This window comes from Rhodovulum sp. 12E13, from assembly GCF_003340565.1.
Lineage (GTDB): Bacteria > Pseudomonadota > Alphaproteobacteria > Rhodobacterales > Rhodobacteraceae > HLUCCA09.
The window spans coordinates 64,557-91,154 of the sequence record NZ_QPLK01000016.1; the positions used below are offsets into that span (position 1 = coordinate 64,557).

Here is a 26,598-nt window from a genome sequence, read left to right on the forward strand (position 1 = left end):
GCCACACCATCGACCAGCCGCACCGGGGCCGCAGGCTGCGCTCCGCCCTGCCACCGGAGCGGACCCGCGCGACCGGAGCGACGTTGGCGACCGCGACGCGGCGCGCCCCGGCGGAGGCCCGGGCATCGCCTGCCCGACGCCGGCGCCGGCCGCGCCGGCGGGGCGAGAGCGAGCACATCTGCCCGCCCGCCGCACCAGTGACGACGCCGCGGAAGCGGCGTCCCCCACGAAACGCCGTCTCGGGCGTCGCCGGGGTGGTCGCCGCAGTCACCGCCATGCCCCCTCCTGCGCGCCGAAGGTCGCGCGCAGGATCGCTCCGAGGCCCTCCGCGTCGACGCTGTCGAAGGCGGCGGGGCGGTCGCTGTCGATGTCGAGGACGCCCAGAAGGCGGCCGCCGGGGGCGGTCACGGGCAGCACGATTTCCGACCGCGTGGACGACGAGCACGCGATGTGTCCGGGGAAGGCATCGACATCGTCGACCACCTGCACCTCGCGGGTGCGGGCGGCGGCCCCGCACACGCCCCGCTCGAACGGGATGGTCAGGCAGCCATGGGTGCCCTGGTACGGCCCGATCTTGAGAAGACCGGGCGCGGCGACACGGTAGAAGCCCGTCCAGTCGAAGCGGTCGTCGGCATGGTGGATCTCGCAGGCCAGCGTCGCCATCAGCGCCACCTCGTCGCTCTCGCCCTCGGTCAGCGCGGCGCAGCGGGCGGCGAGAGCCGCGTAATCGACCCGGCTCATTGCCAGCGCGCCGGCCGTTCGAGCGCCACGGCCATCCCCTCGCCCCCTCCGATGCAGATCGCCGCCACGCCGCGACGCATGTCATGCGCCTCCATCGCGTGCAGCAGCGTGACGAGGATGCGCGCACCCGACGCGCCGATCGGATGGCCGAGTGCGCAGGCGCCGCCGTTCACGTTCATACGCTCGTGCGGCACGCCCATCTCGTGCATGAAGGCCATGGGCACCACGGCGAAGGCCTCGTTGACCTCCCACAGGTCGACGTCGGCCGCCTCCCATCCCAGCCGGTCGAGCAGCTTGCGCGCCGCGGGGATCGGCGCGGTGGGAAAGAGCGCCGGCGCCTGCGCGTGGGTGGCGTGGCCGCGCACGATGGCGCGCGGCGCGAGCCCCGTCTCGGCCGAGGCCAGCACCAGCGCCGCCGCCCCGTCGGAGATCGACGAGGAATTGGCGGCCGTCACCGTGCCGCCCTCGCGGAAGGCGGGCTTGAGCTGCGGGATCTTGTCGGGGCGCGCCGTCTGCGGCTGCTCGTCGGAGGCGACCACCGTCTCGCCCTTGCGGCCCGCCACCGTGACCGGGGCGATCTCGGCCGCCAGGGCGCCCGTGTCCTGCGCCGCCAGCGCGCGGGAGAGCGAGGCGAGCGCATATTCGTCCTGCGCCTCGCGGGTGAACTGGAACGCCTCGGCGCACTCCTCGGCGAAGGTGCCCATCAGGCGCGGCTCGCCCTTCGGGCCGCGTTCGTAGGCATCCTCCAGACCGTCGCGGAACATCGAATCGATCACCTGTCCGTGACCGATCCGGGCGCCGCCGCGCTCGTTGGGCAGCAGATAGGGGGCGCGCGTCATGCTCTCCATGCCGCCGGCAAGGATGCACCCGGCCGCGCCCAGCGCGATCCGGTCGTGCGCGGCCATCGCCGCGGCCATGCCGGAGCCGCACATCTTGTTGAGCGTCGTCGCCGGCACGCCCTCGCCAAGCCCCGCCGCGAAACCCGCCTGACGCGCGGGTGCCTGGCCGAGCCCGGCAGGCAGCACGCAGCCCATGATCGCTTCTTCCGGCGCGGCGCCCTCTGCGCCCGACAGCGCGGCGCGGGCGGCGACACCGCCAAGCTCGGGCGCGCCCGCACCCGCCAGCGTCCCCTGGAAGCCGCCCATGGGCGTCCGGGCCGCGCCTGCGACGATCACCTCGGCCATCGCGCTCCTCCTCCGGCTGTCCTGCGCGCGGGCATACAGTTTGGTAAGGTTTCTCGTCCAGCCTGCTCGTGGCCCCGGATCGAGCCGGGGTGCAGGAAGGGAGCGATTCCGATGGACATGGCGGCCGATACGCAGGGCGACGTCACGATTGTCACCGTCCGGTCCGAGCGGATCGACGCGGCGAGCGCCATCCGGTTCAAGGACCGGATGCGCGAATTGACCGAGGGTGGCCACGGCCGCGTGGTGCTCGACATGGCCGCGGTGGACTTCATCGATTCCTCGGGCCTCGGCGCGATCGTCTCGACGATGAAGCTGCTCGGCACGGAACGAAAGCTCGAGCTCGCCGGATTGACGCCGAAGGTGATGAAGGTGTTCCGTCTCACGCGGATGGACGGTGTCTTCACCCTGCACGCCGACGTCGAGGCGGCGCGCGCGCACGGGGCCAGCGCCGCCTGAGCCGGCCGCACGAGGGGCGACATGGTCAGGAGCACTCCCCCGGAGGAACAGCGCGACGCCGATCCGGCCGCCCTCGACGAAGGCGCGCTGCCGGTCGCCGTGCCGGTGGCGCCGGGGCAACGGGACTCCCGCTGGACAGACCCCGCAGCAGCGGGCCTCGCACCGCACGCGGGTCGGGTCGCGCCTGAACGGCCCGGGTGCGGCCGCCCGGCGGATCTGCTCGCCGCCGCCCTCGACGAGCCTCCCGCGCCGGAAGCCCCGACCCTCGTCGCCCGGCTCGCGAGCAGCAGCCTCTCGGTGCGCGAGGCTCTCGTCACCCTCTGTCGCGCCGCCGGCCGCCTCGGCCTCGACGACGAGACGTGTGGCGCGCTCGAAATGGCGCTGGCCGAGGCGCTGAACAACGTGGTCGAGCACGCCTATCTCGAGGATCCAGAGGGGTGGATCGTGATCGAGCTCGACCTTCTGCACGGCTGGGCCGCCTGCCGCATCTGGGATGGCGGACGGCCCATGCCGCGCAAGGGCATTCCGACCACGCCGTTTCCCGATCTCTCCGTGCCGCTCGACGCGCTTCCCGAGGGCGGCTTCGGCTGGGCGCTGATCCACAGCCTCGCAGAGCATCTGAGCTACGAGCGCCTGGACGAGTGCAACTGCCTCACCTTCGCCGTGCGCGCCGCCCCCGGCGACGTCTCGTAGGGGGCGCTCCACACGCGGTGCCCCGCCACATCCGCCCTCCCACCGCTGATGATCGCGTCGTGTCCGGCCCGTGCGGCTCCGCGTCGGGCGCTGCCCCTGCCACCGGCACGCCACCCGGCAGATCCGGCCCCGGCGCGTCCGCAACGCGAGAACGGCATGGAGCCCTGCCCCGAAATCGCCAAGATCTGTCCATATCGCCGCCATCTGCCCCTGCGACACCCCACGGCGTAGCTGCATAGGCTTCCCTCGGCGTCGCGCTTGAATTGCCCCCACCCAGTGCGCGGCGCCGAGGTCTTCCCCTTCCTGCGGAAAGCCTCTAACCGGCCCCCGACAAACCGGGAAGGATGGGCATGCGCGATTTCCAGAAACCGGGCCGGTCGGCCGTCTACGCAACCAACGGCATGTGCGCCACGTCGCACCCGCTTGCAGCCGCGGTCGCAATCGAGACGCTCAAGGCCGGCGGCAACGCGGTCGACGCCGCGCTCGCCGGCGCGGTGCTGCTCGGCTTCTGCGAGCCGCAGATGACCGGCCTCGGCGGCGACCTTTTCGCCCTTGTCTCGCCCGGCCCGGGCCGGGACGTCGTCGCGCTCAACGCATCGGGGCGCGCGCCCGCGGCGCTCGATGCGGCCCGCCTGCGCGCACAGGGCCACGCCGCCATTCCCGTCGCGGGCCCCGAAGCGGTGACGATCCCCGGCGCGGTCGACGGCATCTGCGCCCTCTCCGAGAGGTTCGGCCGACTCGGTCTCGACGCGGTCCTCGCCCCCGCCATCCGCTACGCCGACGAGGGCGTGCCCGTTGCGCCCCGCGTCGCTTTCGACTGGGCCCGCGCCACCGACCGTCTGCAGGGGCCCGCGCGCGAGATGTTCCTGGCAGACGGCGCCGCCCTGCCAACCGGCGCGCTCTTCCGCGCGCCGGGCCAGGCCGAGGTGCTGCGCCGCATCGCCCGGCAGGGTCGCGCCGCCTTCTACGAGGGGGAGGTCGCCGACGACATGCTCGCGGCGCTCTCCGGCGGGCCTCACACCGCCGACGACTTCGCCGGCAACACCCCCGACTGGGGCACGCCGATCTCGGGCGGCTATGCCGGGTGGCAGGTGCTGGAGCATCCGCCGAGCGGCCACGGCACCGCGGCGCTCCTGCTGATGGACATTCTCGCCCAGTTCGACCTTGCCGCGCTCGATCCCCTCGGCGCCGACCGCCTGCACATCGAGGCCGAGGCGACGCGGCTGGCCTACGACGCGCGCGACCGGTTCGTGGCCGACATCGCGCACATGCCCGACCCGGAGCGCCTGCAGCGCCCCGGCCTCGGCGCCGCGCTCGCCGCACTTATAGACCCCGCCCGCGCCATGCCCGACCCGCGCCCCCGCAGCGAGGAGGTGCACCGCGATACCGTCTACATCACCGTGGTCGACCGCGACCGGATGGCGGTGTCGCTGATCTACTCCATCTTCCACAGCTTCGGCGCGGGTCTCGCCAGCCCCCGCTTCGGCATCCTTCTGCATAACCGCGGCGCGGGCTTCACCCTTCAGGAGGGCCACCCCAACGAGGCCGCCGGCGGCAAGCGCCCGCTGCACACGATCCTGCCCGGCATGGTCCGGCAGAACGGCGAGGTGACGATGCCCTTCGGCGTGATGGGCGGCCCCTATCAATGCACCGGCCATGCCCGGCTGATCACCAATCTCGCGGCCTACGGGATGGACCTGCAGGAGGCGCTCGACGCCCCCCGCGCCTTCGCCGACAATTCCAGCGGCGAGCTGCTGATCGAGCGCGGCTACTCCGCCGAGGTCCGAGCCGAGCTCGCCGCGCGCGGTCACGACGTGGTCGAGAGCCCTTCGGCGATCGGCGGCGCGCAGGCGATCCGCATCGACCACGCGGCGGGGCTGCTGACAGGCGCCTCGGACCCGAGGAAGGACGGGATCGCACTCGGCTACTGATCGCCCGGCGCGCCGGATGCCGCCCCGTCGGTTCCCTTCATCCTGGCCCGAATACTCCGGCGGCATCGCCGCGCCACGCGGCGACGGGGGCAGCGCCCCCGTACCGGTGGCCGGTCAGACAGCCGCCTTGACGCTCTCGTCGAGGTAGATCTCTCGCAGCCGCCGCGCTACCGGCCCGGGCGCGCCCGAGCCCACGGCGACGCCGTCGATCTCCACCACCGGGGTCACGAAGGTCGAGGCCGACGTGACGAAGGCCTCGTCGGCCGCCTTGGCCTCGTCGAGGGTGAAGGCGCGCTCCTCCACCTCCATCTGCGCCTCGCGGGCGAAGCGCAGCACCGCCGCGCGCGTGATCCCGTGCAGGATCTCCTCGCCCAGGTGCCGCGTCACGATCTTGCCCGCGGTCACGATGTAGGCGTTGTTCGAGGTGCCCTCGGTCACCGCCCCGTCCTCGACCATCCAGGCGTCGTCGACGCCCGCCGCCTTGGCCATCATCTTGCCCATCGAGGGGTAGAGCAGCTGCACCGTCTTGATGTCGCGCCGGCCCCAGCGCCGGTCGGGTATCGAGATGACGGCGATCCCGCGCTCGGCCGCCGGGCTGTCGACGATCCGCTTTTCCTGCGTGAAGAGCACAAGCGTGGGCCGCGCCCCGTCGGGGTAGGCGAAGTCGCGGTCGGCCGGGCCCCGCGTGACCTGGAGGTAAACCAGCCCCTCGTCGAGACCGTTGCGCACCACCAGCTCGCGGTGGATCGCCAGAAGCTCGTCCCCGTCCACCGGCGCGGCCATGTCGAGCTCACCGAGCGAGCGCCACAGCCGCCTGGCATGGCCGTCGAAATCCACCAGCCGCCCGCCGATCACGCTGGTCACCTCGTAGACCCCGTCTGCGAAGAGAAAGCCGCGGTCGAACACCGAAACGCGTGCCTCTTCCTCCGGCACGTACTCTCCGTTGACGTAGACGATGCGTCCCATGCCCTCTCCTATCCCCAAAGCTCCGGTGCCGGCGGGTGCACGCCCGCGTCGTCGTAGACGAGCGGCACGGCGCGGTCCTCGGCCAGCAGGAGCGGGCCGTCAAGATCCACGACCGCCGCGCCCTGCGCCAGCAGCACCGCCGGCGCCATGGCGAGCGACGAGCCGATCATGCAGCCCACCATGATGCCGAAGCCCCGCCGCTCGGCCTCGGCCCGGAGCGCCAGCGCCTCGGTCAGCCCGCCGGTCTTGTCGAGCTTGACGTTCACCATGTCGTAGAGGCCCTCCAGCCGACCCAGCGTCGCCCGGTCATGCACGCTCTCGTCGGCGCAGAGCGGCACCGGCCGGGCGAGCCCGCGCAGCGCCTCGTCCTCGCCCGCGGGCACCGGCTGCTCGACCATCGCCACGCCGAGGCGCGCGAGATGGGGCGCGAGATCGGCATAGACCGCGCGCGACCAGCCTTCGTTCGCGTCGACCACGATGCGTGCCCGCGGGGCCCCCGCGCGCACCGACTCGAGCCGCGGCATGTCGTCGGGCGTGCCGAGCTTGATCTTCAAAAGCGGACGGTGCGCGTTCGCCTCCGCCGCCGCGCGCATCCGCTCGGGCGTGTCGAGCGAGAGGGTGTAGGCCGTGACCAGCGGCCCCGGCTCCGACAGCCCCGCGAGCTGCCAGACGGGCCGGCCTGCGCGCTTGGCCTCGAGATCCCACAGGGCGCAGTCGACGGCGTTGCGCGCGGCGCCGGCCGGCAGCGCCTCCTGCAGAGTCTCGCGGGTCAGGCCCACCTCCGCCAGCCCCGCGACCTGCGCCGCCACGCTGTCGAGCGTCTCGCCGTAGCGCGCGTAGGGGACGCATTCGCCCCGCCCTGCCACCGCCCGCTCGCGCACGGTCACCGTGAGCACCTGTGCCTCGGTGCGGCTGCCGCGCGAGATGGTGAAGGCCTGCGCCAGCCGGAACACGTCGCGCGCGACCTCTATCTCCATGGCGCCCCGGCCTCCTGCTTCTTTCTGTTCCAAATACGCATGGCCCGTCGGGCGGGGCCGCTCAGCCGATGGCGGCGAGCGCGTCGACCAGCCGCCCGGCGCCGTGGCGGAACGGGTCGACCGCGGGCAGTCCCATCCGCGCCTCGGTGCGGGCGAGGTAGTCGGCGGCCTCGTCCTCTCCCAGTCCCGCGGTATTCACCGAGATGCCGACGACCTGCGCCGCCGGGTTCACCCGGCGGGCGCAGGCGAGCGACAGGTCGCGCACCTCCTCGAGCGCAGGCAGCGCGTAGCCGGGCAGGCCGCGCATGTGCGCGCGCGTGGGCTCGTGGCACAGGATCAGCGCGTCGGGCTGCCCGCCGTGGATCAGCGCCAGCGTCACGCCCGAATAGGAGGGATGGAAGAGCGAGCCCTGGCCCTCGATCAGGTCCCAGTGATCGGGGTCGTTGTCGGGCGTCAGCCACTCGACGGAGCCGGCCATGAAGTCGGCCACCACCGCGTCGAGCGGCACGCCGTCGCCGGTGATGAGGATGCCGGTCTGGCCCGTGGCACGAAAGCTCGCCTTCATCCCCCGGTCGCGCATCTCGCGGTCCATGGCCAGCGCGGTATACATCTTGCCCACCGAGCAGTCGGTGCCCACGGCGAGGCAGCGCAGGCCCCGCCGCCTGACCCCGTCGGCGATCGGATAGGTCTGCGTCGGCACCCGCACGTCGTGCAGGCTGCGGCCCTCGGCGCGGGCGATCTCGACCAGTTCCGGCTCGTCGCGCAACAGGTTGTGCAGGCCCGAGGCGAGATCGAAGCCCTTCAGCAGCGCCTCGGCCAGCACGTGCCGCCACGCGGCCGAGATCACGCCACCGCGGTTGGCCACGCCGATCACCAGCGTCCTGGCTCCGGCCTCGAGGCCCTCGTCGAGGGTCATGTCAGGCACGCGCATGTCGGCCTTGCAGCCCTCCATCCGGACCTGTCCGAGCGCGTATTCGGGGCGCCAGTCGCGGATGCCCTGCGCGACCTTCGCGGCCAGCGGGTCGGGCGCGTCGCCCAGAAACAGCAGGTACGGCGTCTGAATCATCGCGGCGTCTCCTTCGGGGCGAGAGTATCAAGCGCGCGGGCGGGCGAAAGGGTCATTCCGGCGCGGCTGGCGGCGGGGCGGTGGCCGTCGCGCAGGCGGCCCCCTATCTGGTCAGAAAAGGAGACGCCATGACCCATTCCGTGCTGATCGTGACCACCTCGACAGGCGCCCTGCCGGACGAGCGCGAAACCGGCTTCGACTGGCCGAGCGTCGCCGTGCCCTACTGGCGGCTGCGCGAGGCCGGCGTGCGGGTGGGCTTCGCCAGCATCCGCGGGGGCAAGCCGCCGGGCGACCCGGCCACCGCCGCCGAGGAGGAGGGCGACCAGATCGGGGCGGTGTCGATGTTCCTCTCCGACGAGCGGGCGGTGGAGGCGCTGGCGCACAGCCACCGCCTCGCCGCGGTCGACCCGGACGACTGGACGGCGGTGCTCTTCGCCGGCGGCCTCGGCGCACTGTGGGACATCGCGGCCGAGCCGGCCACCGAGCGCCTTGCCGCCGCCACGTGGGAGCGGGGGGGCATTCTTGCCGCGATCGGCGCCGGGGCGGCCGCGCTCACCGTGGCGCGCGATGCGCAGGATCATGCCGTCGCCGCCGGGCGCAGCGTGACCTGCCTGCCCGACGAGGACGTGCGCGCCGCGCTCGAGGGCGAGGATGCGCCGGTGATGCCCGAGTCGCGGCTGCGCGCGCAGGGCGCCCGGGTCTGGACGGCGGCGCCCGGCGAGGAGGCCCACGTGATCGAGGACGGGCGACTCATCACCGGGCAGGATGGGCGGGCCGCCGCCGGAGTGGCGCTGCAACTGCTCGATGCGCTCGACATCTACGCGCCGGCCGTCCTGCGCGAGGAGGCGGCGGAAGAGGAGGCCGCCGCCCCTGCCGGGCAGGAGGATGGCGACGCGCCGACCGCCCCGCGGGCGTGAGCGTCAGGCGGCGAGGCCGCGCGCGCCCATCTGCAGATACTTCCTGCGCCGGTCGGCGCGCACCGCGCCGGCGTCCATCCCCTGCAACTCGTCCAGCATCGCCGCGACGGCCTCGCCCACGGCGCCGATCACCGTCTCGCGGTGACGGTGGGCGCCGCCTACCGGCTCGGGCACGATGCGGTCGACAACGGCGAGTTCGTGCAGGTCCTGCGCGGTCAGGCGCAGCGCCTCGGCCGCCTCGCGCATCTTCTCGGCGTCCTTCCACAGGATCGAGGCGCAGCCCTCGGGCGAGATCACCGAGTAGACCGAGTGCTGCAGCATCGCCACCCGGTTGGCCGTGGCAAAGGCCACCGCCCCGCCCGATCCGCCCTCGCCGATGATGACGGAGACGAGCGGCACGCCGAGCGACAGGCACTTGGCCGTCGAGCGCGCGATGGCCTCCGATTGCCCGCGCTCCTCCGCCCCCTTGCCGGGATAGGCGCCGGGCGTGTCGACCAGGGTGATGACCGGCAGGCCGAAGCGGTCGGCGAGATCCATCAGCCGGATCGCCTTGCGGTAGCCCTCGGGCCGGGCCATGCCGAAATTCCGCTCGATCCGGGTCTGGGTGTCGTGCCCCTTTTCCTGCCCGATCACCATGACGGGGCGGTCGTGGAAGCGCGCCATGCCGCCCATCACCGCGTGGTCGTCGGCGAAGGCGCGGTCACCGGCGAGGGGGGTGTATTCGTCGAACAGGGCCTCGATGTAGTCGACGCAGTGGGGCCGCGCGGGGTGGCGGGCCACCTGGCACTTCCGCCACGGGGTGAGCTTGGCGTAGAGGTCGCGCAGCATCGTGGCGGCCTTGGCGTCGAGCGCGCGCGCCTCGTCCTCGACGTTCATCTCGGGGCTCGACCGCGCCATCGCGCGCAGCTCTTCCGCCTTGCCCTCGATCTCGGCGAGCGGCTTCTCGAATTCGAGGTAGTGGGTCATCCGGGCTGTCCTTGCTCTCGGCTGCCCATATGGCCGCTCGGTCGCGCCGCTGCAATCGCTACCGGCTGGAACACGTGCGGCCGTCGGGCGTTCGCCCTCCGAAAAGGAGGGACAGATTATGGATCGCAATCAGTTCGTCGAAACGCTCAAGGCCAAGATCGACGAGTGGAACGCCGAGATCGACAAGCTCGAGGCGCGGATGCGCCAGGAATCGGCCGAGCAGCGCGCCGAGTACGAGAAGCGCATGGAAGAGATGCGCGCCCAGCGCGACCGGGCCGCGGAAGAGCTGCGCCAGCACCGCGACGAGAGCGAGGCGGAGTGGGAAAAACGCCGCGTCGAGGCCGAGCGCGCGTGGGACGACATCCGCGAGGGCTTTCGCCGGGCATGGGAGCGCGTCACCACCTGACGCGCCCCCGAGCGGTGCCTGACTTGGGTCAGGCGCCGATCATCTCGGCCATGCGCACGATGTTCTCTGCCTGCCGGATCGAGGCAATATCGACCAGCTTGCCCTTGTAGGTGGTCGCGCCCTTGCCCTCGGCCTTGGCCTTTTCCATCGTCTCGAGGATCGCGCGGGCATCGGCCACCGCTTCGGCCGAGGGCGTGAAGATCTCGTTGGCCTGGTCGACCTGGCTGGGGTGGATGGCCCACTTGCCCACCATGCCGAGCGTGTTCACCCGCCGTGCCTGCGCGTAGAAGCCCTCGGGGTCGGAGAAGTCGCCGAACGGCCCGTCGACGGGCAGCACGCCGTGGGTGCGGCAGGCCGCGACGATGGCCGCCGTCGCCCAGTGCCACGGGTCCGACCAGTAGCGCGCGCCCTCGCGGTGCATGTAATAGTCTTCCTGCGTGCCACCGATGCCCGTGGTGGCCATGCCCATGGAGGCGGCGAAGTCGGCCGCGCCGAGCGACACCGCCACCATCCGGGGCGAGGCCGAGGCGATGGCCTCGACATGGCTGATGCCGGCGGCCGTCTCGATGATGCATTCGAACTGCAGCTTTTTGGTGCGGCCCGTCGCGGCCTCGATCGAGCTGACCAGCGCGTCGACGGCGTAGATATCCTCGGCGCAGCCCGCCTTGGGGATCATGATGCGGTCGAGCCGGTCGGAGCCCTTCTCCAGCAGGTCGACCACGTCGCGATACCACCAGGGCGAATCGAGCCCGTTGATCCGCACCGAGAGCGACTTCTTCCCCCAGTCGATGTCGCCGATGGCCTGCACCGTGTTGGCGCGCGCCGCCTCCTTGTCGTCGGGCGCGACGCTGTCCTCGAGGTCGATGTTGATGACGTCGGCGGCGCTGCCCGCCATCTTGTCGAACAGCTCGGGCCGCGAGCCCGGGCCGAAAAGCTGGCAGCGATTGGGAATGGCCGGGGCCGGCGGCTGGACGCGGAAGCTCATCGGGCTCTCCTCGCAACAAAGTTTCGCATGACGTGGCGGTGCGGATATATCCGTGCGCCCACCTCTGCAAGAACCTTTCGCACCCGCAGAAACGACGCGCGCGGGGTCAGCCCCCGGCGCCGCCGCCGCGCGCCTCGGTCTCGGGCTCGATCGGCTCTACCGCCGCGCGGAGCGCGCCGTCGAGCCAGCGCCGCCCCCCGTCGACGGCCGCCACGTAGGCGTCGAGCGCGGGCGCGAAGGCTGGCACCGCCTCGGCGATGCGCGGGCCCTGCACGTAGAGCATTCCGAGCGCGGCGAAGAAGCCCACGGCGAGGCCGAAGCCCAGCCGCCGCCCCTGCCGCTCGCGCGCCTGCCGGGCGGCGGTGGCGACCGGCATCGGGTCGGCCTCGTGATCGTCGAGGGTCGAGTTGATCTCCTCGATGTCGGGCAGCACCTTGCGGCGCGGCGCGGGCTGGTGCGCGCGCTCGTCGTCCGACAGCGCACCGATACCGGCGGCGGCGGCCGAGGCCGCGACCGCCTGCAGGCCGGGCCTGCCCTCGGAGGGTATCACCGGCGGCGCGCGGGCCGGTTCGGGGATGTCGAGCTCGCCCTGGCTTTCGAGCGGGGTGGCCTCGCGCGCCGCCTCGCGGGCAGCGCGCTCGCGCTGGGCCTCCTCGCGCAGGATGTTCATCACCTCCGGATCGGGCTGGCGCCGCGGGAGCGTCTCCTCCACCGGGGGCTCGTCGGGCGGGGCGAGTGCGGCCTCGGGGTGCAGCTGGAACCAGGTATGCCCACAGGACGAGCACTGCACGTCGCGCCCCTCGGCCGGGATGACGGCCGGGTCGACGGCGTATTGCGCGCCACAATTCGGGCAGGTCAGCCTCATTCCCGATCCCAGGTATCTCACCACCTTCCGCGACGGCGCCTTGCGCGCCCCGCGGAAGCCCATTCCCACCGAGACAGTATATGGAGAGCGCGCCCGCCTGTTCAAAGGAATTGCGCCCGCCGACCCGCGTGGCGTTGAACGCGGGCGCGATCCGGGGCACAACAGCCACAGGCCGAGCGGGCAGCCCGCCGCCGCATGTCCCGTTTGCCCCTCCCGACGCCGGAGTCCCGCGTGATCGAGCTGAAGAGCGTGGCCTATTCCTATGGCGGCGACGCGATCCTCGAGGGCGTGAGCCTGTCGCTCGCGCCCGGCAGCTTCCACTTCCTCACCGGGCCATCGGGAGCCGGCAAGTCGACCGTCCTGCGGCTCTGCTACATGGAACTCGTTCCGACCTCGGGGCACCTGTCGGTCTTCGGCAAGCGCGCCGGGGCCATGACACGCGACGAGATAGCGCAGGCCCGCCGCCGCATGGGCGTGGTGCACCAGGATTGCCAGTTCGTCGACCACCTGAGCGTCGCCGACAACGTGGCGCTCCCGCTCGAGGTTGCCGGCCACGATTCCGGGGCACAGGCCGGCGACCTTGCCGACCTGCTGGCCTGGGTCGGCCTGGGCGCGCGCGCGCAGGCCCGCCCGCCGGAGTTGTCGGGCGGCGAGCGCCAGCGCGCGGCGCTCGCCCGCGCCGTCATCATGTCGCCAGAGATCGTGCTGGCCGACGAACCCACGGGCAACGTCGACTGGGAGATGTCGCTGCGCCTGCTGCAGTTGCTGGTCGAGCTCAACCGGATGGGCACGTCGGTGCTGATCGCCACCCACGACCTCGCGCTCGTCCGCGCGGCCAAGGCGCAGGTCGCGGCGCGGGTGCTGCGGATCGCCGACCGGGGCGTGCAGCTCGCGGGGGCCGACCTGTGACCCGGTTCGTCAGGTGGCCGCAGGTGCTCCGGGCCGATGCGGGGCCGGGGCGGGTGGTGCCGCCGTCGGGGTTCACTGCGCGTCTGACGCTGCTCACCGCGGCGGCGATGGCGGTGCTCGCCGTCTTCGCCCTCGCCGCGTCGCTCGCGGCCGACCGGGTGGCGGATCGCTGGGCAGAGGCGCTCGCCCGCACCGCCACCGTGCGGGTCGCCGCGCCCGCGGGTCAGCTCGAAGCGCAGGTCGCCGCCGCGCTCGAGGTTCTGCGCACCACGCCGGGCGTCGCATCGGCCCGTCGCCTCACGCAAGAGGAAGAGCAGGCGCTGCTCACGCCGTGGCTCGGCCCCGACCTGCCGCTCGACGCGCTGCCGGTGCCTGCGCTGATCGAAGTGATCGAGGCGCCGGGCGGGATAGACGCGGCCGGCCTCTCGGCCCGGCTCGCGGGCGAGGCGCCCGGCGCTGTGTTCGACGATCACACGCGGTGGCGCGCGCCGCTGGTCGCGGCGGCGGCGCGGCTGCGGGGCCTGGGATTCGTCGCGCTCGCGCTGATCGGGGCAGCGACGGCAGCGATGGTGGCGCTCGCCGCGCAATCGGCGCTCGCCGCCAACGCCCGCGTGATCGCCACGCTGCGCCTCATCGGTGCCCGCGACGCCTGGATCGCGCGCGCCTTCGTCCGCCGCTTTACCCTGCGGGCGGCGGCGGGCGCGCTGGCCGGCACCGCGGCCGGCATGGCCACCGTGGGCGCGCTGCCTCCGGGCGAGGTCGACGGCCTTCTCGGTGACCTCGGCCTTCGGGGGAAAGAGTGGCTGTGGCCGCTCGCCATCCCCCCCGCGGCGGCTGTCGTCGCCTTCGCGGCCACGCGGCTGGCCGCCTTCCGCGTGCTGAGGGAGACGCGATGATGCGATGGATCCTGTCGGCCCTGTTCGTGGGGCAGATGTACCTGATGATGGCGGTGCTCGCCGTCGTTTTCACCCCGCCCGCGCTCGTCAGTCGTGACTGGGCGTTCCGCGGCATCCGCACCTATTGCCGCTGGGTGCGCTGGTCGGCCCGCGCCATGGTCGGGCTGCGCACCGAGGTGCGCGGGGCGGTGCCGACAGGCGAGGTGCTGATCGCCTCGAAACACCAGAGCTTTCTCGACATCATCATGATCTGCTCGGTCGTGCCGCGGCCCAAGTTCGTGATGAAGGAGTCGCTGAAATGGGCGCCGATCCTCGGGTGGTATGCCCTGCGCATCGGCTGCGTGCCGGTCGACCGGGGCAAGCGGGCGCGCGCGGTCGAGCAGATGGTGACCGGCGTGCGCGAGGGCCGCGCCGGGCCGGGGCAACTGATCATCTACCCGCAGGGGACCCGTGTCGCACCCGGCGCCTACCTGCCCTACAAGGTGGGCGCGGCGGTGCTCTACGAGGAGCTCCGCCAGCCACTGGTGCCCGCTGCGACCAACGTGGGCGTCTTCTGGCCGCGCACCGGCATCTACCGCAAGCCCGGGCAGGCGGTCGTGGAGTTTCTGGAGCCGATTCCGCCGGGGGCAACGGCTGCGGTCGTGCTTCGGGATGTCGAGCGCAGGGTCGAGGCAAGGTCGAACGCCCTGATGCGCGAGGCGGGGTTCGACGGGCCCCTGCCGGGAGCCGACGCACAAGGCGCAGCGCGCGGCGCGCCCTGACGGCGCACCGCGCGAGACAGGCTCAGACCTTCTGGATCAGATCCGGCACCGCCTCGAAGAGGTCGGCGACGAGGCCGTAATCGGCGACCTGGAAGATCGGCGCTTCCTCGTCCTTGTTGATGGCGACGATGACCTTGCTGTCCTTCATGCCGGCGAGGTGCTGGATCGCCCCGGAGATGCCCACGGCGATATAGAGCTCCGGCGCCACGACCTTGCCGGTCTGGCCGACCTGCCAGTCGTTCGGGGCGTAGCCCGAATCGACCGCCGCACGGCTGGCGCCCACGGCCGCGCCGAGCTTGTCGGCGAGCTGCTCGATGATGGCGAACTGCTCCTGGCTGCCGAGCGCGCGGCCGCCCGAGACGACGATGCCGGCCGAGGTCAGCTCGGGCCGGTCGCTCTCGGCCACCTTGTCCTCGACCCATTCCGACAGACCCGGGTCGGCGGCGGCCGCTACGCTCTCGACCGGCGCCGCGCCCTGCGCGCCCGCCGCGTCGAAGACCGAGGTGCGGATCGACAGCACCTTTTTCGCGTCCGACGACTGCACCACCTGCATGGCGTTGCCGGCATAGATCGGCCGCTCGAATGTGTCGGGGCCCTCGATGCCGGTGACGTCGGTGATCACCATCACGTCGAGCAGCGCGGCCACCCGCGGCAGGATGTTCTTGGCATCCGTCGTCGCCGGCGCGGCGATGTGGTCGTAACCCTCGGCCAGCGACACGATCAGCGCCGCCGTCGGCTCGGCAAGGCGATGGCCCAACGAGGCGTCCTCGGCGACCAGCACCTTGGCGACGCCCTCGATCTTCGCCCCCTCCTCGGCCGCCGCGGCGGCCTTGGCGCCCGCGCAGAGCAGGTGCACGTCGCCCAACTGCGTGGCGGCGGTCACGGCCTTGGCGGTCGCGTCGCGCGCAAGCGCCCCGTCGGAAATCTCGGCAAGCAGCAAAACGGCCATCAGAGCACCCCCGCCTCGTTCTTGAGTTTCTCGATCAACTCGTCGACCGAGCCCACCTTGACCCCCGCCTTCCGCTCAGGCGGTTCCGACGTCCTGACCACCTGCAGCCGCGGCGCGACGTCGACGCCGTAATCGGCGGGCGTCTTTTCCTCGAGCGGCTTCTTCTTGGCCTTCATGATGTTGGGCAGCGAGGCGTAGCGCGGCTCGTTCAGGCGCAGGTCGGTCGAGACGATGGTGGGCATCTTCACCTTCACCGTCTGCAGGCCGCCATCGACCTCACGCGTGACGACCGCATGATCGCCCTCGATCTCGACCTTGTTGGCATAGGTCGCCTGGCTCCACCCCAGAAGCGCCGAAAGCATCTGGCCGGTCGCGTTCATGTCGTTGTCGATGGCCTGCTTGCCGCAGAGGATCAGGCCGGGCCCCTCTTCCTCGGCCACCTTGGCGAGGATCTTGGCCACCGCCAGCGGCTCGATGTCCTGGTGCACGTCGTCGGCAGCCACGACCAGAATGGCGCGGTCGGCGCCCATGGCCAGCGCGGTGCGCAGCGTCTCCTGGCTCTGCTTGACGCCGATCGAGACGGCGACGACCTCGTCGGCCGTGCCCGCTTCCTTGAGGCGGATCGCCTCTTCCACCGCGATCTCGTCGAACGGGTTCATCGACATCTTGACGTTGGCGAGATCGACCCCGGTGCCGTCCGCCTTGACGCGGACCTTCACGTTGTAGTCGATCACGCGCTTGACCGGCACGAGCACCTTCATCGGCGTGTCTCCCCTGACTGCGTTTTCCGGCTATCTAGCGGAGGCGGGCGCCGCGTCACAGGTCAAAAGCGACACGGCACGACGCGGGGACGCCGCGTCCCGCGCCGCGCGGCGGGCACCCTACCGGTTGGCGCCGGGCACCCAGAGCACGTCGCCGCCGGCCTCGTGGTTGACCGCACGCGACGCGACGAAGAACCAGTCCGACAGACGGTTGAGATACTTCACCGCCGGCTCGCCGACGATCTCCACCGAGGCGAGCCGCATCGTCTCGCGCTCGGCCCGCCGGGCGACCGTGCGGCAGAGATGCAGATGCGCGGCGAGCGGCGTGCCGCCCGGCAGGATGAAGCTGCGCAGCGGCTCGAGCGCGGCGTTCATCGCGTCGATCTCCTGCTCGAGGCGGGCGACCTGGCTCTCGATCACGCGCAAGGGGGGATACTCGGCCTCGGCTTCGGCCTCGCGGAACGGCGTGCAGAGATCGGCGCCGAGATCGAACAGGTCGTTCTGGATGGCCGCCAGACGCGCGTCCATCTCGCCGTCGGCATGCAGGCGGGCGAGGCCGACCGCTGCATTGCACTCGTCGACGGTGCCGTAGGCGGTCACCCGGATCGAGTGCTTGGCGACGCGCGCACCGTCGCCCAGCGCCGTCTCGCCGGCATCGCCGGTGCGGGTGTAGATCTTGTTCAGAACGACCATCGTTTCCCCCTGTCTCGGATCTTCGGCGACGCGGCGCGTCAGCTACCGCCACGCAGGTAGATCACCAGCAGGATCAGGACCACCGCGACAGCCTGCGCCCCGATCCGCCAGCGCATCACCTTGTTGGCGTGCTTCTTGTTGAACTCGCCGCCACGCGCGAAACCGCCGATGCCGATCAGCAGGATGACCGCGACGGCGGCAGTGGCGATCGCCGCGAGGATGAAGACCGGATCGCTGGGCATGGGCTCGACATCGCTCCCTCTCGTTGGCGCGTCGGGCCGGTGTAGCGGCCCGTGGCCGGAATGCGAAGGGGCAATGCGCCGACGGGGCCGCCCGGGCACCCGTTGACGCCCGGGATCGGCGGCCACGCCGGTCGGCCAGGCCCCCGTGCTCCCCGCGCCTGCGCGGCTCGGGCCGGTCCTGCCGGTGCCAGCCCCCCGCAGGTGTTGTCAAGGATGCCGCGCCATAGCCATGGCAAGGCAGGCAGGTCAGCCGCCGGCCGGCTCTTCGGACAGGAAGCTGCGCGCCATGAACCCCTCGCGCCCTTCGTCCAGCCGGATGCGCGCCCAGCCGGACTCTTCCTCGGCGACGAACTCCACCGCCTCGCCGTATGGCAGCGCGGTAATGACGCCGAACGACGTCGACGGGCCGGAGCGGACGTTCACCCAGCTTCCCGTGACGTAGAGCGTATCGTCGCCGCCTTCGCTCCGGGCCGGTGCCGGGGCGCCCCCCTCGGCCTGATCGATCAGCGCGCGGGTCTCGTCGGTGATCGCCGCTCTCTGCCACGTCTCGGGCTGCGACAGCGTCGGGACAGGCGCGGCCTGATCGACGGGCTGCTCCTGCGACAGCAGATCGGTCAGTTGCCCCTCTTCCGCCGGGGCGAGCGCAGGGGCGGCATCGGTGGCGATGTCTGAGGCGTCGAGCCGCGCGAGCACCTGGCGCTCGTGGCCGTCGAGCGCGCTGCCGATCCCCGCGGCGAGGGATGGCAGGCTTTCGGACGACACGCCACCCTCGAGCGCGGCGGGCGCCCCATCGGCCCGTGCAGCCACCTCGGGCACACCGGCCTGCGAGGGCGGCGCCGCGGTCTCGCCTGCCACGTCCTCGGACACGTCCGCCTCGGGCGCCATCAGCATGGCGATCCCCAGGATCACCAGCGTTCCGCCCACATACCGACCAAGCATCGCACTCTCCCTCCTTGGCCCCCTGCCGCACCCCCCGTGCGGAATCGGTTAGCGCTCACAAGTTTACCATACGACAGGTTGTGAATTATCCCCCTCTGCGCAATATTCTTTCGCGCGACACGCGACAGCCCGGGTTGCGGGGTCGGGCGCGCTCTCCTACACAACATCCATGAGCGACGACGCAGGCGACCCCAACATGGACGACCGGCAAGTGGCCGAGCCACTTCGTCGCGCCTTGGGCGAGCGGTATCTGACCTACGCGCTCTCCACGATCATGCACCGGGCGCTGCCCGACGCCCGCGACGGGCTGAAGCCCGTGCACCGACGTATTCTGTATGCAATGCGCGAGTTACGGCTGGGTTCCTCGGGCGGCTTCCGCAAGTCGGCCAAGATCTCGGGCGACGTGATGGGCAACTACCACCCGCACGGCGACGGCGCGATCTACGACGCGATGGCCCGCCTCGCGCAGGATTTCACCATCCGCTACCCTCTGGTCGACGGTCAGGGCAATTTCGGCTCGGTCGACGGCGACAACCCCGCCGCCTCGCGCTATACCGAGGCGCGGCTGACCGCCGCCGCCGAGGCCCTTATGGAGGGGCTCGACGAGAACGCCGTCGACTTTCGCGACAATTACGACGGCACCCTGCGCGAGCCCGAAGTGCTGCCGGCCGCCTTCCCGAACCTGCTGGCCAACGGCGCGTCGGGCATCGCGGTGGGCATGGCCACGAATATCCCGCCGCACAACCTCGACGAACTGATCGGTGCGTGCCTTCACCTCGTCAGGACGCCCGACGCCCGCGACGAGACGTTGCTCGGCTACGTGAAGGGCCCCGACTTCCCCACCGGCGGCGTCATCGTCGAACCGCCCGAGTCGATCGCCGAGACCTATCGCACGGGCCGCGGCGCCTTCCGACTGCGCGCCCGTTGGGAGAAGGAGGAGCTCGGCCGCGGACAGTGGCAGATCGTCGTCACCGAGATCCCCTACCAGGTGCAGAAGTCGAAGCTGATCGAGAAGCTCGCGGAACTCATCCAGACCAAGAAGGTGCCGATCCTCGCCGACGTGCGCGATGAATCGGCCGACGACATCCGCGTGGTGCTCGAGCCGCGCTCGAAGAACGTCGCCCCCGACGTGCTGATGGGCACCCTCTTCCGCCAGTCGGATCTCGAGATCCGGTTCTCGCTCAACATGAACGTGCTGATCGACGGGCGCACGCCCCGTGTCTGCTCGCTGAAGGATGTGCTGCGCGCCTTCCTCGACCACCGCCGTGACGTGTTGCAGCGCCGCTCGCGGCACCGGCTGGGCAAGATCGACCACCGGCTCGAGGTGCTGGAAGGTCTGCTGATCGCGTTCCTCAACCTCGACCGGGTGATCGACATCATCCGCTACGACGACGAGCCCAAGGCCGCGCTGATGCGCGAGGACTGGGGGCGCGACTTCGTGCGCGCCACGTCGGAAGCCGATTACGTGCCGCCCGCCCCGGTCGCGTCGGACGACGAGATGGGGCTGAGCGAGGTGCAGGCCGAGGCGATCCTCAACATGCGCCTGCGCTCGCTGCGCCGCCTCGAGGAGATGGAGCTGACAGCCGAGCGCGACCGCCTGCTCGAGGAACGCTCGGCACTCGAGGACCTGCTCGAGGACGAGGGGCTGCAATGGGCCCGCATCGCCGACGAGCTCAAGGCCGTGCGCAAGGCCTTCGGCAAGGACGCACGCGGCGGCGCCCGGCGCACCGTCTTCGCCGAGGCGGTCGAGGTCGAGGACGTGCCGCTCGAGGCGATGATCGACCGCGAGCCGATCACCGTGGTCTGCTCGGCGATGGGCTGGATCCGCGCCCTGAAAGGGCACATCGCGCTGGACACCGAGCTGAAATACAAGGACGGCGACGCCCCCCGCTTCGTCTTTCACGCCGAGACGACCGACCGGCTCGTGGCCTTCGGCTCCAACGGACGCTTCTATACCCTGTCGGCGGCGTCGCTGCCCGGCGGGCGCGGCATGGGGGAACCGCTGCGCCTGATGGTCGACCTGCCGAACGAGGCCGAGATCGTGACGCTCTTTCCCTACCGGGACGGCGCGAGATACCTCGTCGCCTCATCGGCAGGCGACGGCTTCGTCGTGCCCGGAGACGAGGTGCTGGCCCAAACGCGGGCCGGCAAGCAGGTGCTGAACGTGCGCGCGCCGGCGGTGGCGAAGGTGTGCAAGGCCGTGGCGGGCGACATGGTGGCGGTCGTGGGCGACAACCGGAAGCTGCTCGTCTTCCCGCTCGAGGAGCTGCCCGAAATGGGCCGCGGCAAAGGCGTGCGCCTGCAGAAATACAAGGACGGCGGCCTGTCGGATGCCACTACCTTTGCCCGCGCCGACGGGCTGACCTGGCACGACCCCGCCGGCCGCACACGCACCGAGGCGGACCTCGCCGAGTGGGAGGGCAAGCGCGCGGGCTCGGGCCGGATGGCGCCGCGCGGCTTCCCCCGCGACAACCGCTTCACCTGAGGCCCCGTCGCCGGGGGGCGCTGCCCCCGTCGGCCCGTTCCGGGCCGACTCCCCCGGGATATTTGAAGCAAGAAGAAGCGGCGGGCGCAGGGCAGCGCGGGAGCGGAGCGGATTGCCCCAGGGCCGGGCGCGCGCAGGTGAGGGATGCTGCCCGGGCGAGCCGGTGCGGGCGGGCCGATGCGGGCGGGCCGATGGGGGCGGGCGGGGCTCCATGCGGGCGGGCGCCGGATACACGACGGCTCGCCCGGTGCGAAGGGGCTGGCGCGGGCGGCGGCGTCCGCTAGGCTTGCCCACATGGCGCGGTATCTCGCCCTCCGGTTCCTGTCGCTCGCGCTGTCGCTCGCCGTTGCGAGCGTGGTGATCTTCGCCGTGATCCAGGGCGTGCCTGGCGATCCAGCCGCCTTCATGCTGGGGCTGAACGCGGCGCCTGAAACGGTGGCGGCGCTGCGCGCCGAGCTCGGGCTCGAGGGAGGGCTTGGGCAGCGCTACATCGCGTGGGTCGCCGGCATGGCGACGGGGGATTTCGGGATCTCCTACACCTACCGCGTGCCGGTTTCCGAGCTGGTGGCCGACCGGCTCGCCGTATCGCTGCCGCTCGCGGCCTATGCCCTGATTCTGTCGACGGCGCTCGCCCTGCCGGCGGGGATGCTGGCGGCGGCGCGGCGGGGCGGCCCGGTCGACTGGGGGATCATCGGGGCCACGCAGCTCGGCATCGCGGTGCCGAACTTCTGGTTCGCCATGCTGCTGGTGGTGCTCTTCGCCATCACCTGGCCGGTCTTTTCCGCCGGCGGCTTTCCGGGGTGGGAGGCCGGGCTGTTCGCAGGGCTGAAGGCGCTGACGCTTCCCGCCGTGGCGCTCGCGCTGCCACAGGCGGCGATCCTCGCCCGGGTCATGCGCTCGGCGCTGATCGAGACGCTGCAGGCCGACTACATCCGCACTGCCCGCGCCAAGGGTCTGAGCGAAGGGGCGGCCATCCGCCGCCACGCCTTCCGCAACGCGCTGATCCCGGTGCTGACGATCCTCGGGCTGCAGTTCTCGTTCCTGCTGGCCGGCGCGATCATCATCGAGAACGTGTTCTTCCTGCCCGGCCTGGGGCGGCTGATCTTCCAGGGGATCACGGCGCGCGACCTGATCGTGGTGCAGTCGGTGACGATGCTGCTCGTGTTCGCGGTGATCCTCGTCACCTTCCTCGTCGATCTGGCCTATGCGGCGGTCGATCCGCGCCTGAGGAAGCGCGGGTGAGGGCGCCGGTCTCGCTCGTGCTCGGCGCGGCGCTGACGGGGGTGTTCGCGCTCGCAGCCCTCGTCTCGCTCGTCTGGACGCCGGCGGACGTGACCGCGCTCGCCGTGGGCGAGCGCCTGAGACCGCCGGGGGCGGGCACGCTCCTCGGAACCGACCAGCTGGGGCGCGACATGGCGTCGATGCTGATGGCCGGCGCGCGCACCTCGATCGCGGTGGCGCTGGTCGCGGTGGGTATCGGCATGGGCGCGGGCGTGCCGCTGGGCCTCTGGGCGGCGGCGCGGCGGGGGGGCCTCGTCGACGAGGTGCTGATGCGGGCGAACGACCTGATCTTCGCCTTCCCCGCTCTCGTCATCGCCATCCTCATCACCGCCGTCTTCGGCCCCTCGGCGGTCAACGCCATCCTCGCGATCGGCATCTTCAACATCCCCGTCTTCGCGCGGGTGGCGCGGGGCGCCGCGCTGACGGTGTGGTCGGCCGAGTTCATCCTCGCCGCCCGCTGCGCGGGCAAGGCGGCGGCGCGCATCTCGGTCGAGCACGTCCTGCCCAACATCGCCAACCTCCTGGTGGTGCAGGGCACGATCCAGTTCTCGCTCGGCATCCTGGCCGAGGCGGGGCTGTCCTACGTGGGGCTCGGTGCCCAGCCGCCGACCCCCTCGTGGGGCCGGATGCTGGCCGAGGCGCAGACGTTCTTCTACTCGGCGCCCCATCTCGCGGTGCTGCCGGGGCTGGCCATCGTGCTGACGGTGCTGGGGCTCAACCTGATGGGCGACGGGCTGCGCGACCTGCTCGACCCGCGCCTGCGGAGGGCGGTGCGGTGATCTCGGTCGAGGGGCTGTCAGTCGACATCGGGGCGCAGCCGATCCTGCGCGACGTGTCGTTCGCGCTGGAGCGGGGGCGCGTGCTGGGGCTCGTGGGCGAGAGCGGCTCGGGCAAGTCGATGACAGCGCTGTCGGTCATGCGGCTGCTGCCGCGAGGCGCGCGCGCGTCGGGGCGGGTGACGCTGGAGGGGCGCGACCTGGGCACGCTCACCGAGCGGCAGATGTGCGATGTGCGCGGCCGCGAGGTGGCGATGATCTTCCAGGAGCCGATGACGGCGCTGAACCCGGTGCAGACCATCGGCGACCAGGTGGCCGAGACGCTGCTGGTGCATGGCGTCGCGGGCCGGGCCGAGGCGATGGCGCGGGCGAAGGACAGACTCGCGCGTGTCGGCCTCTCCCCCGACCGCTTTCCGCTGTCGCGCTACCCGTTCGAGCTGTCGGGGGGGCAGCGGCAGCGGGTGTGCATCGCGCTGGCCGTGGCGCTCCGGCCGAAGCTGCTGATCGCCGACGAGCCGACCACGGCGCTCGACGTGACCACCCAGGCGCAGATCCTGTCGCTGGTGCGGGAACTGGTGGCCGAGGAGGGGATGGCCTGCCTGTTCATCACCCACGACCTGGGCGTCGTGGCCGAGATGGCCGACGAGATCGCGGTGATGCAGGCGGGCCGGATCGTGGAGCGCACGGTGCCCGCCGCCCTGCCGGGGGGGCTGCGGCACCCCTATGCCCGCAGCCTCTTCGCCGCCGCCGCCCATGTCCCGGCGCGCAAGGCGGCCCCGCCGGGAGCACCCTTGCTGGAGGTGGAGAGCGCGGTGCGCGACTACATTCTGCCGCGCCGGCGGCTCTTCGGCCCTGCCCCGCGCTTTCGGGCGGTCGACGGGGTGAGCCTGACGGTGCGCGCCGGCGAATGCGTCGCGCTGGTGGGCGAGTCGGGCTCGGGCAAGTCGACGCTGGCGCGTGCGAGCCTCGGGCTCGACGCGCTGCAGGGCGGCGCGATCCGGCTGGGGGGCGAGGCGGTGTCGCCCGCCATGCGCCCCGATCTGCGCCGACGGATGCAGGTGGTGTTCCAGGACCCCTACGGCAGCTTCAACCCGCGGCACCGGGTGGCGCGGCTGGTGTCCGAGCCGTTCCACCTCGGCGGGCGGCCGGCCGACTCCGAGGCGCGGGTGGCCGAGGCGCTGGAGGAGGTCGGTCTGTCCGCGGCCGATGCGGCGAAGTTTCCGCACGAGTTCTCGGGCGGGCAGCGGCAGCGTATCGCCATCGCGCGGGCGCTCGTCACCCGGCCCGACCTGATCGTGCTGGACGAGGCGGTGTCGGCGCTCGACGTCTCGGTGCGCGCGCGCATCCTCGACCTGCTGGCCGACCTGCAGGCGCGGCACGGCCTCGCCTACCTGTTCATCACCCACGACCTGACGGTGGTGCGCGCGATCGCCGACCGGGTGCTGGTGATGAAGGCCGGCCGGATAGTGGAGGAGGGCGCGACCGCCCGCGTGTTCGCCGCGCCGTCGCACGCCTATACCCGCGAGTTGCTGGACGCGGCGCCCCTGCTGCCAGCCGCGTGAAGGCTGCGAGGCGCCTCCGGCGGGAGTATTTGAGCCAAGATGATGGGCAGGGTGGCGCGATGGTCCGGGAGGGCGTGTCGCGCCCTGGGCCGCGGCGATGGTGTCGCCACGTTCGTGTCGCCGGCCGCCCACACGCTGGGCCTGGCGCCTTTGCGTCGGGGCGCTCGGTGCGACGCGATCACCCCCCGGCTCGACGCCTACCTTGCCGAGCGTGACCTTCTGCAAGTCGGGGCCTTCGGCTACGGCCGTTCCCTCGGTGATCTCTCGGAGTGTTCCGACCGCGAGGCGGGGCTGGAGAAGCGGGACAACGTCGAGCCGGTGCGCGCGCCCCGGAGTGTCGTGTCGATGGAGCCGATGCCGACGATCCCCCCGGGCAAGCGGCGCGGGCGGCTACCGCGAGCACGGCACGTCCTGACCGGCGAGGAGGGCGCGGAGACCGTCACGGGCTACCCTGCGGGCCCGACGCCGTTGGCCGGGCGGCCCGGCGCCCCACGACCAGCGGCTGCCCGTGCCCGGCCCGATAGGTCTCGAGCGTGCCCGCGCGCCACGCCGCGAGAAAGAGGCCGAGATCGGGCGCGTCGAAGGGAAAGCCGGGGATCATCTCGGTCGCGTAGCCCTGCGCCTCGAGCGCGGGCGCGAGGGCGGGGTCTCGCGCGACGACGAGGGCGGCATCGCCCGGCAGGGCGTCCGGCGTCGGGGCGAAGCTGTAGGCGGCGATGCCCCCGGTGACGAGGCCGATCTCGTTGACGAGGTGGCGGTCGGCCAGAAAGACCACGTCGGCCGGGCCGACAGCCGAGCGCGCGAGATCCGCGGCGAGGATATCGGCCGGTGTCGGGCGGGCGATCCAGAGCCAGAGCGGCACGAGGCAGAGCGCGATCAGCGGATAGGTCGCCCCGAGCAGCGCCGCCGCCGGCACCGCCCGCCCCGCCCCCGCCACGCGCCAGCCCAGCAGGGCGAGGCCGAAGCCGCAGCCGATCAGGGCCAGCCCGCCCGTCACGCGCCCCACCCCGATGGACAGCACGCCCGCGAGCAGCGCCGCCACGACCGGCAGGAGCGCGAAGAGGGGCGCGGCACGCGACAGGCGGCGCGCGAGCGACGCGGGCTCGAGCCGGCTCGCCCAGAGGCCGATGAGCGCCGCGGCGGCGGGCACCGCCGGCAGCACGTAGCGCTCCCACAGCGGGTCGGAGAAGGCGAAGAGCAGCACCACGGCCGCGACCCAGGCCATCAGGAGCTTCACCGCCCCGGAGCCGCCCGCCCCCAGCGGCGGCCAGCGCCGCGCGGCGAAGACCGCGACGAGAACCGGCGCGAAGGGCAGCGCGAGGTCGGTCACCGTCTTGCGCAGGCCGGCCAGCACGGCGAGCGGATCGAGCGTCGCCTTGTCGCTCACCTGGTCTGCGAGGAACTGCGCCGCCATCTCCTGCGGGAAGCGCAGGGCCACGACGGCGAACCACCACAGGCAGGCCGCTGCCGCCAGCGCCGCCGCCTGCCGCTCGTGCCGGCGCTCGCGGGCGCTCAGGCGCAGCGGATGGGCGAGGCGCACCGCGAGAAGGACGCCGAGGAACAGCAGCGGCAGCAGCCCCTTTGCCAGCGCCGCCCAGGAGAGCCCGAGATACCCTGCGTAAAGGAGCCACGCGGGCCGCTCCGCCGCCCGTGCATAGAGCGCCGAGAAGGCTGCGAGTGCCACGGTCACACCGAGGATCAGCGGCCCGTCGGGAATGTGCTGCCCGGCCGACTTGGCGAAGGTCGCATGCCCCCCGAGCGCCGCGACCGCCAGAGCCGCGCCGGTCACGCTCGCGCCGATGGTGCGGGCGAGCGCCCATGTCAGGGCCAGGGTCGCGGCGGCCGTTGCGAGCCACGCCGCCCGCGCGCCGAGCGCCGTCTCGCCGAACAGGGCGAAGCCGGCGGCTGCGTACCAGTAGGGCAAGGGCGGCTTGCGCAGCCGCACCTCTCCCTCGGGCGAGACCGGCACCACCCACTCGCCCGACGCGATCATCTCGGCGGCCCCCACGGCGTAGTAGCGCTCGTCGGGATGCGTCTCGATCGGCCAGACGGCGTAGGGCAGGCGCAGCAACACGAACCCCGCGACCAGCGCGAGGCACAGCGCCCAGCCTGTGCGCGCGGCGCGGAGAGAGACGGCCCTGTCCATCGCGGCGGACCCTAGCGGCTGCCGCGGCGCTGGGGGAGGGGCTTC

General features: G+C 72.4%; 26 protein-coding genes. 12 read left to right on the forward strand and 14 right to left on the reverse strand.

Going from position 1 to position 26,598, the window contains the following annotated elements; genetic code table 11:
• Positions 1 to 267: 267 nt before the first annotated feature.
• Both DLJ49_RS14210 and DLJ49_RS14215 read right to left on the reverse strand, forming a co-directional pair.
• Positions 268 to 741, reverse strand: a complete 474-nt coding sequence (locus DLJ49_RS14210) for a GAF domain-containing protein (RefSeq protein ID WP_115394217.1) — start codon at positions 739 to 741, stop codon at positions 268 to 270.
• Entirely contained in the window at positions 738 to 1,925 is a 1,188-nt protein-coding gene (locus DLJ49_RS14215) for a thiolase family protein (protein WP_115394218.1), read from the reverse strand. Before DLJ49_RS14215 ends, DLJ49_RS14210 begins: the two co-directional genes overlap by 4 nt.
• Positions 1,926 to 2,036: 111 nt before the next feature.
• Here DLJ49_RS14215 and DLJ49_RS14220 point away from each other — a divergent pair, with 111 nt between their 5' ends.
• The 3 genes from DLJ49_RS14220 (at position 2,037) to DLJ49_RS14230 (ending at position 5,005) form a co-directional block, all read left to right on the forward strand.
• Entirely contained in the window at positions 2,037 to 2,381 is a 345-nt protein-coding gene (locus DLJ49_RS14220; RefSeq protein WP_115394219.1) for an STAS domain-containing protein, read from the forward strand.
• Positions 2,382 to 2,402: 21 nt separating this feature from the next.
• Entirely contained in the window at positions 2,403 to 3,074 is a 672-nt protein-coding gene (locus tag DLJ49_RS14225; RefSeq protein ID WP_115394220.1) for an ATP-binding protein, read from the forward strand.
• A gap of 350 nt (positions 3,075 to 3,424) precedes the next feature.
• Positions 3,425 to 5,005 carry a gamma-glutamyltransferase family protein gene (locus DLJ49_RS14230; protein WP_115394221.1) on the forward strand — a complete coding sequence of 527 codons (1,581 nt, stop codon included), beginning with the start codon at positions 3,425 to 3,427 and terminating at the stop codon, positions 5,003 to 5,005.
• Between the two features lie 114 nt (positions 5,006 to 5,119).
• Here DLJ49_RS14230 and DLJ49_RS14235 read toward each other — a convergent pair whose 3' ends face one another.
• The 3 genes from DLJ49_RS14235 to dgcN form a co-directional block, all read right to left on the reverse strand.
• Positions 5,120 to 5,971 carry a D-amino-acid transaminase gene (locus DLJ49_RS14235; RefSeq protein WP_115394222.1) on the reverse strand — a complete coding sequence of 284 codons (852 nt, stop codon included), beginning with the start codon at positions 5,969 to 5,971 and terminating at the stop codon, positions 5,120 to 5,122.
• Between the two features lie 8 nt (positions 5,972 to 5,979).
• Positions 5,980 to 6,948 (reverse strand): N-acetyl-D-Glu racemase DgcA, encoded by a 969-nt coding sequence (gene dgcA / locus DLJ49_RS14240; RefSeq protein WP_115394223.1) that lies wholly within the window; start codon positions 6,946 to 6,948, stop codon positions 5,980 to 5,982.
• Between the two features lie 61 nt (positions 6,949 to 7,009).
• Positions 7,010 to 8,014, reverse strand: coding sequence for an N-acetyltransferase DgcN (dgcN, locus tag DLJ49_RS14245; RefSeq protein ID WP_115394224.1), 1,005 nt, complete (start codon positions 8,012 to 8,014; stop codon positions 7,010 to 7,012).
• Between the two features lie 128 nt (positions 8,015 to 8,142).
• On the opposite strand from dgcN, the gene DLJ49_RS14250 reads away from it, so the two are divergent.
• On the forward strand, positions 8,143 to 8,931 hold the full coding sequence (locus DLJ49_RS14250; protein WP_115394225.1) for a type 1 glutamine amidotransferase family protein: 789 nt from the start codon (positions 8,143 to 8,145) through the stop codon (positions 8,929 to 8,931).
• Between the two features lie 3 nt (positions 8,932 to 8,934).
• Here DLJ49_RS14250 and DLJ49_RS14255 read toward each other — a convergent pair whose 3' ends face one another.
• On the reverse strand, positions 8,935 to 9,897 hold the full coding sequence (locus DLJ49_RS14255; RefSeq protein ID WP_115394226.1) for an acetyl-CoA carboxylase carboxyltransferase subunit alpha: 963 nt from the start codon (positions 9,895 to 9,897) through the stop codon (positions 8,935 to 8,937).
• Positions 9,898 to 10,015: 118 nt separating this feature from the next.
• On the opposite strand from DLJ49_RS14255, the gene DLJ49_RS14260 reads away from it, so the two are divergent.
• The gene (locus DLJ49_RS14260; protein ID WP_233489034.1) at positions 10,016 to 10,303 is read left to right on the forward strand and encodes a sll1863 family stress response protein; all 288 of its coding nucleotides are present in this window, start codon (positions 10,016 to 10,018) and stop codon (positions 10,301 to 10,303) included.
• Between the two features lie 28 nt (positions 10,304 to 10,331).
• Here DLJ49_RS14260 and DLJ49_RS14265 read toward each other — a convergent pair whose 3' ends face one another.
• Positions 10,332 to 11,288: an HpcH/HpaI aldolase/citrate lyase family protein gene (locus DLJ49_RS14265; protein ID WP_115394228.1), complete on the reverse strand. Its 957-nt coding sequence runs from the start codon at positions 11,286 to 11,288 to the stop codon at positions 10,332 to 10,334.
• 106 nt (positions 11,289 to 11,394) lie between these two features.
• On the reverse strand, positions 11,395 to 12,153 hold the full coding sequence (locus DLJ49_RS14270; RefSeq protein ID WP_158547474.1) for a zinc-ribbon domain-containing protein: 759 nt from the start codon (positions 12,151 to 12,153) through the stop codon (positions 11,395 to 11,397).
• A 231-nt stretch (positions 12,154 to 12,384) separates the two neighbouring features.
• On the opposite strand from DLJ49_RS14270, the gene DLJ49_RS14275 reads away from it, so the two are divergent.
• The 3 genes from DLJ49_RS14275 to DLJ49_RS14285 are packed head-to-tail and all read left to right on the forward strand — an operon-like array spanning position 12,385 to position 14,719.
• Positions 12,385 to 13,062, forward strand: a complete 678-nt coding sequence (locus tag DLJ49_RS14275) for a cell division ATP-binding protein FtsE (RefSeq protein WP_115394230.1) — start codon at positions 12,385 to 12,387, stop codon at positions 13,060 to 13,062.
• 23 nt (positions 13,063 to 13,085) lie between these two features.
• The gene (locus DLJ49_RS14280; protein WP_233489036.1) at positions 13,086 to 13,958 is read left to right on the forward strand and encodes a cell division protein FtsX; all 873 of its coding nucleotides are present in this window, start codon (positions 13,086 to 13,088) and stop codon (positions 13,956 to 13,958) included.
• A complete protein-coding gene (locus DLJ49_RS14285; protein ID WP_369932562.1) occupies positions 13,955 to 14,719 on the forward strand; it encodes a lysophospholipid acyltransferase family protein in 765 nt (254 codons plus the stop codon). Before DLJ49_RS14280 ends, DLJ49_RS14285 begins: the two co-directional genes overlap by 4 nt.
• A gap of 22 nt (positions 14,720 to 14,741) precedes the next feature.
• On the opposite strand, the gene DLJ49_RS14290 is transcribed toward DLJ49_RS14285, so the two are convergent.
• The 5 genes from DLJ49_RS14290 to DLJ49_RS14310 all read right to left on the reverse strand — a co-directional run bounded on the left by DLJ49_RS14290 (position 14,742) and on the right by DLJ49_RS14310 (position 18,303).
• Positions 14,742 to 15,668 carry an electron transfer flavoprotein subunit alpha/FixB family protein gene (locus DLJ49_RS14290; protein WP_115394232.1) on the reverse strand — a complete coding sequence of 309 codons (927 nt, stop codon included), beginning with the start codon at positions 15,666 to 15,668 and terminating at the stop codon, positions 14,742 to 14,744.
• Positions 15,668 to 16,429 (reverse strand): electron transfer flavoprotein subunit beta/FixA family protein, encoded by a 762-nt coding sequence (locus DLJ49_RS14295; RefSeq protein WP_115394233.1) that lies wholly within the window; start codon positions 16,427 to 16,429, stop codon positions 15,668 to 15,670. Before DLJ49_RS14295 ends, DLJ49_RS14290 begins: the two co-directional genes overlap by 1 nt.
• A 120-nt stretch (positions 16,430 to 16,549) precedes the next feature.
• On the reverse strand, positions 16,550 to 17,122 hold the full coding sequence (locus tag DLJ49_RS14300) for a cob(I)yrinic acid a,c-diamide adenosyltransferase (protein ID WP_115394234.1): 573 nt from the start codon (positions 17,120 to 17,122) through the stop codon (positions 16,550 to 16,552).
• Positions 17,123 to 17,160: 38 nt separating this feature from the next.
• The gene (locus DLJ49_RS14305; RefSeq protein WP_115394235.1) at positions 17,161 to 17,364 is read right to left on the reverse strand and encodes a twin transmembrane helix small protein; all 204 of its coding nucleotides are present in this window, start codon (positions 17,362 to 17,364) and stop codon (positions 17,161 to 17,163) included.
• Positions 17,365 to 17,610: 246 nt separating this feature from the next.
• A complete protein-coding gene (locus tag DLJ49_RS14310) occupies positions 17,611 to 18,303 on the reverse strand; it encodes an SH3 domain-containing protein (protein ID WP_115394236.1) in 693 nt (230 codons plus the stop codon).
• Between the two features lie 169 nt (positions 18,304 to 18,472).
• On the opposite strand from DLJ49_RS14310, the gene DLJ49_RS14315 reads away from it, so the two are divergent.
• From DLJ49_RS14315 to DLJ49_RS14330, 4 genes are all read left to right on the forward strand, one after another.
• A complete protein-coding gene (locus tag DLJ49_RS14315) occupies positions 18,473 to 20,788 on the forward strand; it encodes a DNA topoisomerase IV subunit A (protein WP_115394237.1) in 2,316 nt (771 codons plus the stop codon).
• Positions 20,789 to 21,082: 294 nt separating this feature from the next.
• The gene (locus DLJ49_RS14320; protein ID WP_115394238.1) at positions 21,083 to 22,030 is read left to right on the forward strand and encodes an ABC transporter permease; all 948 of its coding nucleotides are present in this window, start codon (positions 21,083 to 21,085) and stop codon (positions 22,028 to 22,030) included.
• Positions 22,027 to 22,848 carry an ABC transporter permease gene (locus tag DLJ49_RS14325; RefSeq protein WP_115394239.1) on the forward strand — a complete coding sequence of 274 codons (822 nt, stop codon included), beginning with the start codon at positions 22,027 to 22,029 and terminating at the stop codon, positions 22,846 to 22,848. The genes DLJ49_RS14320 and DLJ49_RS14325 overlap by 4 nt, the downstream gene beginning before the upstream one ends.
• Positions 22,845 to 24,407, forward strand: coding sequence for an ABC transporter ATP-binding protein (locus tag DLJ49_RS14330; RefSeq protein WP_115394240.1), 1,563 nt, complete (start codon positions 22,845 to 22,847; stop codon positions 24,405 to 24,407). Before DLJ49_RS14325 ends, DLJ49_RS14330 begins: the two co-directional genes overlap by 4 nt.
• Positions 24,408 to 24,846: 439 nt before the next feature.
• On the opposite strand, the gene DLJ49_RS14335 is transcribed toward DLJ49_RS14330, so the two are convergent.
• Positions 24,847 to 26,553, reverse strand: a complete 1,707-nt coding sequence (locus tag DLJ49_RS14335; RefSeq protein ID WP_115394241.1) for an ArnT family glycosyltransferase — start codon at positions 26,551 to 26,553, stop codon at positions 24,847 to 24,849.
• Positions 26,554 to 26,598 lie beyond the last annotated feature (45 nt).

Excerpts from the sequence above, each read along its gene's own strand:
- DLJ49_RS14210 (WP_115394217.1), bottom strand. The coding sequence starts at position 741 with ATGAGCCGGGTCGATTACGCGGCTCTCGCCGCCCGCTGCGCCGCGCTG.
- DLJ49_RS14215 (WP_115394218.1), bottom strand. The coding sequence starts at position 1,925 with ATGGCCGAGGTGATCGTCGCAGGCGCGGCCCGGACGCCCATGGGCGGC.
- DLJ49_RS14220 (WP_115394219.1), top strand. The coding sequence starts at position 2,037 with ATGGACATGGCGGCCGATACGCAGGGCGACGTCACGATTGTCACCGTC.
- DLJ49_RS14225 (WP_115394220.1), top strand. The coding sequence starts at position 2,403 with ATGGTCAGGAGCACTCCCCCGGAGGAACAGCGCGACGCCGATCCGGCC.
- DLJ49_RS14230 (WP_115394221.1), top strand. The coding sequence starts at position 3,425 with ATGCGCGATTTCCAGAAACCGGGCCGGTCGGCCGTCTACGCAACCAAC.
- DLJ49_RS14235 (WP_115394222.1), bottom strand. The coding sequence starts at position 5,971 with ATGGGACGCATCGTCTACGTCAACGGAGAGTACGTGCCGGAGGAAGAG.
- dgcA (WP_115394223.1), bottom strand. The coding sequence starts at position 6,948 with ATGGAGATAGAGGTCGCGCGCGACGTGTTCCGGCTGGCGCAGGCCTTC.
- dgcN (WP_115394224.1), bottom strand. The coding sequence starts at position 8,014 with ATGATTCAGACGCCGTACCTGCTGTTTCTGGGCGACGCGCCCGACCCG.
- DLJ49_RS14250 (WP_115394225.1), top strand. The coding sequence starts at position 8,143 with ATGACCCATTCCGTGCTGATCGTGACCACCTCGACAGGCGCCCTGCCG.
- DLJ49_RS14255 (WP_115394226.1), bottom strand. The coding sequence starts at position 9,897 with ATGACCCACTACCTCGAATTCGAGAAGCCGCTCGCCGAGATCGAGGGC.
- DLJ49_RS14260 (WP_233489034.1), top strand. The coding sequence starts at position 10,016 with ATGGATCGCAATCAGTTCGTCGAAACGCTCAAGGCCAAGATCGACGAG.
- DLJ49_RS14265 (WP_115394228.1), bottom strand. The coding sequence starts at position 11,288 with ATGAGCTTCCGCGTCCAGCCGCCGGCCCCGGCCATTCCCAATCGCTGC.
- DLJ49_RS14270 (WP_158547474.1), bottom strand. The coding sequence starts at position 12,153 with ATGAGGCTGACCTGCCCGAATTGTGGCGCGCAATACGCCGTCGACCCG.
- DLJ49_RS14285 (WP_369932562.1), top strand. The coding sequence starts at position 13,955 with ATGATGCGATGGATCCTGTCGGCCCTGTTCGTGGGGCAGATGTACCTG.
- DLJ49_RS14290 (WP_115394232.1), bottom strand. The coding sequence starts at position 15,668 with ATGGCCGTTTTGCTGCTTGCCGAGATTTCCGACGGGGCGCTTGCGCGC.
- DLJ49_RS14295 (WP_115394233.1), bottom strand. The coding sequence starts at position 16,429 with ATGAAGGTGCTCGTGCCGGTCAAGCGCGTGATCGACTACAACGTGAAG.
- DLJ49_RS14300 (WP_115394234.1), bottom strand. The coding sequence starts at position 17,122 with ATGGTCGTTCTGAACAAGATCTACACCCGCACCGGCGATGCCGGCGAG.
- DLJ49_RS14305 (WP_115394235.1), bottom strand. The coding sequence starts at position 17,364 with ATGCCCAGCGATCCGGTCTTCATCCTCGCGGCGATCGCCACTGCCGCC.
- DLJ49_RS14310 (WP_115394236.1), bottom strand. The coding sequence starts at position 18,303 with ATGCTTGGTCGGTATGTGGGCGGAACGCTGGTGATCCTGGGGATCGCC.
- DLJ49_RS14315 (WP_115394237.1), top strand. The coding sequence starts at position 18,473 with ATGAGCGACGACGCAGGCGACCCCAACATGGACGACCGGCAAGTGGCC.
- DLJ49_RS14320 (WP_115394238.1), top strand. The coding sequence starts at position 21,083 with ATGGCGCGGTATCTCGCCCTCCGGTTCCTGTCGCTCGCGCTGTCGCTC.
- DLJ49_RS14335 (WP_115394241.1), bottom strand. The coding sequence starts at position 26,553 with ATGGACAGGGCCGTCTCTCTCCGCGCCGCGCGCACAGGCTGGGCGCTG.